Below are 5,507 nucleotides of genomic sequence, written 5' to 3'. Positions count from 1 at the left end.
CTCGTTGCCCGGCGGTTCCGGTGAAGGTCCATTCGCCGTTCTGACCGGGTGCAGTGGTGGTCAGCGTTGATGTCGGGCCGCCGGCGGTCAGGGCACCGGTAGCCATGTCCGGAATGAACTGCAGGCTCGCGGAGTAGGTGCCCACACTGTTCGTACCCGGCGTCACCTTCAGTTGGTAGTTGCCAGGTGTAAGGTTTCTGACTTCCGCGTCCGCGCATGAACCAGAAGCCGCCGCGGCGCCGTCGCTGTTGATCAGCTTCCAGCTCAGGGTGTTTCCCGCGCAGCCAGCCATGTGCACATAGATCGCCGCGTTCTCCGCTAGGGAAAAGCGGTAGATGTCAACCGCGGCGCGTGTTTCGAGGTTGCCTGCGCCCGTTCCGGGGTTCCCGTTGCTCACCGCCGCGGGCACAGTTATGTCGAAGACCTGCGGTGGGACCAGGTCGAGGTGGAGGGCGACGTTATCGATCCCGAAGCCCTGGTCGAGGACGCCGTTGACGTTGGTGGCCGACCACAGGGCCTCGATCTGCTCTTCGACGTGGTCGAACGGCACGGTGACCGGGTAGACCGCAAAAGGCTGTCCGTTGGCTAGCGTGCCAGACCGGGAGGGAGTGTCGCTTGCCGTGAAGGTGTGCGACCAGGTCTGAGACCGGTCGACCTGCAGCTTCACAGTCTGGCTGCCGGTCCAGGTACCGACAGCGACGACGTCGAAGGTCACTTCACCGCGCAGGTGCGGTGACTGTGTCGAGGCGTGCAGTCGGTAGTTGCCCTGGCCGCTGAACGGCCCAGCGAAGGATCCCGTCGCAGGGTCGGTGGTCACCTGCCCGGGGAAGACGTTGGTGGGGAGTTGGGCCTGCTCGAAGTTCACCGACATGTTGCCGGAGGCGTTGAGGGCCGCCGCGTTCGGATCAATGGACACAGTCGTGCGCTGTGCCGCCATGGCTGCGAAGTCGTTGTTTTGGGTAAGGATGATATCGAGGATGCAGTCCTCGAACTGCGGCCCGGCAGGCACATGATGATCTGCACAGACCTGACTACCCACCGCGAACTCGCTCGGGGACAGGCTTTGGATGGTGGTCAGGTTCGTGGGGAAGTTCAGGTCAGTGAACGTTGAGGTGTTCTGCCCAGCCCCGTACGCGAACAGGGAAATGTCATTTTCGATCCGCCAGGAGTCGGCGTAAGCGCCATGGAGGGTGCCAGCCTGGGCGTTGGCAGAAAGCTGCGCCCCATTCGACAACTTCAGGTCGTTCATCGGGTTGCCGTCGGCATCGCCGGCGAGACCCTTTAGGTCGCTTCCGGTGGGGAAATGCAATCCAGCAGACGAATTGCCGGCGATTGCCCAGTTGAAATACGGGTTGTCGCCGAAGCCCGGCCATACCACAGAGTAGTGATCGCCGCCGTGCGAGCTGCGAATGATGGACGCGGTATTGCCGAGGTCGTAAGGCGTTCCCGCAACGATAGTCCGCACTACCCCGTCTACCAGGACGGTGCCGGGGCGGCGCAGTTCGACGACATGCCCATTGACCCACATCGCGGCTCGATCTAAGACCGACCAGTTATTGCCGCCAGCGGTGAACCGCACCTGAATATCCAGATCGTAGCGATCGGAGTTAGCGTAGGTGAACTCCCCTACCGACTGCAAATCGTAACTCAGGCCATCAACGGTTACCAAATGAGGATCACCGGAAATCGAGGAAGTGGTCAAGCCCGGCACTACAGGTTCCTGATAGAACTCCGGGGTTTCTTCGCTTTTCTCCATGTTCGGGAAGGTTGGTGGCGAGCTGTTGTCTTCGCACTCGTGGTGCGTCTCTCTGACCCAGATCAACCCATTCTCGGGCACGTCGACGTCAAAGGTGCGTAGCGGAGTCCTGCCGTCGACGCATTTCTGGTTCGTATCCCACGCTCTCACCTTGAAACTGTCGGTATAGGGCTGCGAATCTATGCCGTTCACGCCGAGAGCGGAGCCGCGAATGATATTCTGAGTTCCCAGCGCCCCTTTTAACGCGGTGATGTAGCCGTCAACTTCACCCAAAGCCTTGGCCCTCGGGTTGGACACTGGAGCGTTCCATGCTCCCTTGGCCTCCCACACGTGAACCGGCACGGTAGGATTGTTGCGATTGTAATAGACGACGTCTGCACGAGTACTACTTTTCACTGGAACATTGGGATTGACGCGAACCTCCCACTCCAGGTCCGGAGAAATACTTAACTGGCCTTCTGGAGGGTCAGCAGCCGGAGTCGTATGGCCAGAAAAACCAAACCCGTTCTGGTTCATGTGCGCGATGGCGCGGGCTTGGGCGATAGCCTCAACCTTGAGACCACACTGCCTTACTTGCTCATACACCGCGGGCTTGGTGCCGTCCAGACACTTCGGGCCTTTCAGATAGCCCCGAGCATACAGGCTCGCCCCTTTGATACATCGACGATGCGATTGGATGTCGCCTGACTCGCTCGCGCACGGTGGTGGGTCCGCAAAACTGGGAGCACTAGCGACGACAATGTAGCTAGCTACCACCATCAGAACCGCAATGAGCGCAGCAAAATAGCGACAACGCATTCGAATCCCCCGATTTCCCGGCCGCTACTTTGGGACAGGCGGCATGTCTACTGCACCCGACCGTACTCCACAAGCTACCAGCGAAACTACGCACGCGTCCATAAACTGTAGCGATTGCCCAATATCTGGCGCGTCGTCCACACAGGCAGGCTGGCCGCGGTTGTGGCCGACAGGACGCCCACAGATCGAAATCGCGCGTGGCATACACAGCTCCGCAATATGCGACAGCAACGGCGCATGGCTTGTAGTCTCGTCAGCGTACGGGACCACAAGGTGGTCTGCTTGACAGCACCACCAGTCCACTATCAAACGGTGCCACCCACAGACAGTAGGAGCCGACACCGTGAGTCGTGTCTACGAGTTGGATGTCACAGCGCTGCCGGTCCGGCCAGTGAGTCGGGCAAGCATGGCGCTGGGCATAACACCTGACAAAGATCGGCAAATCTGCGTGGTGTACGACATCGAGCGAGACGAGTTCGTCCGGCCGCCGTCGATGCCCGACGGCTCTGGGTGGTCCCTACTATCGCTGAGCCCGGACGGCACGCAGCTCCTCTACTTGGACTTGTACGGTCCGAGGAGACCAGACAACGGACTCTACCTCTACACGCTGGCCACCGCCGAGCACGTCAGGTTCGACCCACCGGATATCACACACCCAGACTGTGCGGCGGTGTCGCCCGACGGCCGAACCATCGCTACCCTGACGGGCGACATTAGCGGGAAGCCCATTGCCACGATCCACCTGCTGGACGTCGCCACCGGCCGATGGCGCCAGGTATGGCAGGAACCAGGCTTGGCAGCGGTACTGGAAGGCGTTGTCGCCTGGAGCCCCGACGGCAGCCGGCTCGCCGCGACATACGGCATCGGGCCGGGATGGGGCACCGTCGTACTCGACAGCGCCGGCCGGAAACTCGCGTACTTCGACGAGACCCTCCTGCCGTCCAGCGGCAACAGCGCCTGGCTCGACAACCGCCGCGTCTTGTGTCGGTGGGACGAGCCGGGAGGAGGACGGAACATCCTCAATACCGAAGACGGCAGCCGCGAAGTCCTCGATGGGTCGAGCAAAATTCCTACGGCCCGTTTCGGCGACCGGCTTTTCCCAGGCGCGGCGTCGTACACCCCCAATAGGGGTATCACGATGAGCACCACCGACATGCACGGCGGTGACACACAGCCGTTCATGACCCTCCCACCCAACACCAGAGTTCTGACATTCCACACCTGGCTTGAGCCACCGACATGACCTGCACGCAGTCCTCATCGACACGAAACGCCAGGCGTGAAGCCATGGTAATAACGGCGGGGCCGCAAACTGCCCGCTCACCCAGATGGCGGCCGGCTGCGCCGACCGCCCCATAGAAACCGCCGCGCATGGTTCAACCGCGTGACAATCGGTATTCTTCGTGATTTTTTCTGTCGGACATCGGTACTTGGTGCAGATCCACGCACCCCTGGAGGCCGCCTTCCGTACGGCCTTGCCGCTAGGAGCGCTCACCTCCTGAGTGGCTCCTGGTCACGGTGTGCCTACAGATTGACGGCCAACGCCGCATCCATCGGAGCTAACGGCTGGGCTGCAAGCTTATCGTTGAGAAGCAAGCCGATCGTTGCGGCATGCATATACTCCACAGGCGCGATCCCGGCAACGAGCACCGTGTCCGCGGCAGAAGGCATGCCGGCGAGCCGGCCAATGCAAGTTTGGCCGGCAACCCGTTCAACACGTCCCGCGACCAAGAGAACATCGCGCTCCGTCCCCGCTGCTTCTGCCTGCCTGAAGAAGTCCTCGGCGACACTGAGAACGTCAGCCCGGACCGGGCGCTTGAGATCAGCGAATCGCTTACGCCACGTTTCGAGATGCTCCTGGTGATGTTGCCGACACCGCTCGAGTACATCCTTGGAAACGCGCGCCAACGACCTCCTCGCCTGCGACTCCTCACTTAGCAGCCGTTCGTAGACGCCGATCGCGGTGCTCTCCACCGCCATAAGAAGCCGAATGGAGCGGTCAGCGTCAGAGTCCGCGCCGCTGATTGCCTTCTTGTCCGACGACGTACATCCAGATGCGCCAGCGGCGACCGTTGCCGCCGCCGTAGCGGCGAGCCCGAGGGCGCGGCGCCTTGAGATCATCGGACGCTCCCACTCTCCGGATCGGCGGCCTTGTCGGTTGGATAGGTACTCGTGGGGAGGACGGCGTTGACGAAGGACTCGGGCAACCTTCCCAGGTCCTTTGGTCGGATGCCGCCCGGTAGGTGGGCAGCGGACAGCGATTGAGCGGCGGAAAGGATCACCCGATGCTGCACCTCGACCGCAGCGGTGCGGGCCATGACCAAGCGGACGCTTTCATCCGAAGTCCGCGGAGCGAACTTGGTATAGGTCTGCGCAATGACATCTTCCAGCAGCAGTGCCAAGGCGACCGTTTCGTTCGGGTCATGCTTGGCCAGGCTTTTGCGGACAAACGCCTCGTAGGTGGGGTGTACCTTCGCCTGCGGCTTCTTCTTGGCTGCCGTCAGTAGGCCATTCATGTCGCGCGTATGCACGACGTGATGGTCAACGGCGATCCCGAAGAATTGCCGCAGGTCAGACGAGAATTTCTTTGCCGTCACCGAACTAAGCACCGCACGATACATGAAGACTAGGAGGTTTTCCAGTGCGGCCACCGTTTGCAGCATCGACGTCTCCTGAGCCGACAGTGGAGTAGCGGTCGAGGGACTCGGTGACGCCATCGTCAAACTCCTTGCCTGGCCCGAGAGCTAGCCACAGCTACTGTAACCTGGATGTCGCTATGATCGCCCATCTGGCCAGATGCCGCAGGGAAATCCGCACCGTACGCCCGTGGACCGTCCCCGGACCAACATCGGTCCACTCGGACCGGTCCTGATGGTGGCTTCGTTTCGCCCGTCCCGCGAGCGCCCGGCGGGTGATGTGTTAGAGTCGGCTGGTTGCAGTTTGATTTCCTTGG

4 protein-coding genes are annotated in these 5,507 nt (G+C 61.4%); 1 reads left to right on the top strand and 3 read right to left on the bottom strand.

Translation table 11 applies throughout. The features are described from left to right. Window positions 1–2,341, bottom strand: a 2,341-nt coding sequence (locus IEY94_RS22980; RefSeq protein WP_189172345.1) for a VWD domain-containing protein, incomplete at its 3' end; no start/stop codon positions are given. Window positions 2,342–2,897: 556 nt separating this feature from the next. Between IEY94_RS22980 and IEY94_RS22975 the strand changes: the two genes are divergently transcribed. Next, the gene (locus IEY94_RS22975; RefSeq protein ID WP_189172344.1) at window positions 2,898–3,797 is read left to right on the top strand and encodes a WD40 repeat domain-containing protein; all 900 of its coding nucleotides are present in this window, start codon (window positions 2,898–2,900) and stop codon (window positions 3,795–3,797) included. Between the two features lie 281 nt (window positions 3,798–4,078). On the opposite strand, the gene IEY94_RS22970 is transcribed toward IEY94_RS22975, so the two are convergent. Both IEY94_RS22970 and IEY94_RS22965 read right to left on the bottom strand, forming a co-directional pair. Then, window positions 4,079–4,675, bottom strand: a complete 597-nt coding sequence (locus IEY94_RS22970; RefSeq protein ID WP_189172343.1) for a ferritin-like domain-containing protein — start codon at window positions 4,673–4,675, stop codon at window positions 4,079–4,081. Further along, complete coding sequence (locus IEY94_RS22965; protein WP_189172342.1) at window positions 4,672–5,217, bottom strand: ferritin-like domain-containing protein; 546 nt, start codon at window positions 5,215–5,217, stop codon at window positions 4,672–4,674. The genes IEY94_RS22970 and IEY94_RS22965 overlap by 4 nt, the downstream gene beginning before the upstream one ends. Between the last annotated feature and the right edge of the window lie 290 nt (window positions 5,218–5,507).

Origin of the sequence: Pilimelia anulata, assembly GCF_014647895.1 — a bacterium.
In the GTDB taxonomy this organism is placed as follows: domain Bacteria; phylum Actinomycetota; class Actinomycetes; order Mycobacteriales; family Micromonosporaceae; genus Pilimelia; species Pilimelia anulata.
This window is presented reverse-complemented; position numbering and strand designations above follow the sequence as displayed.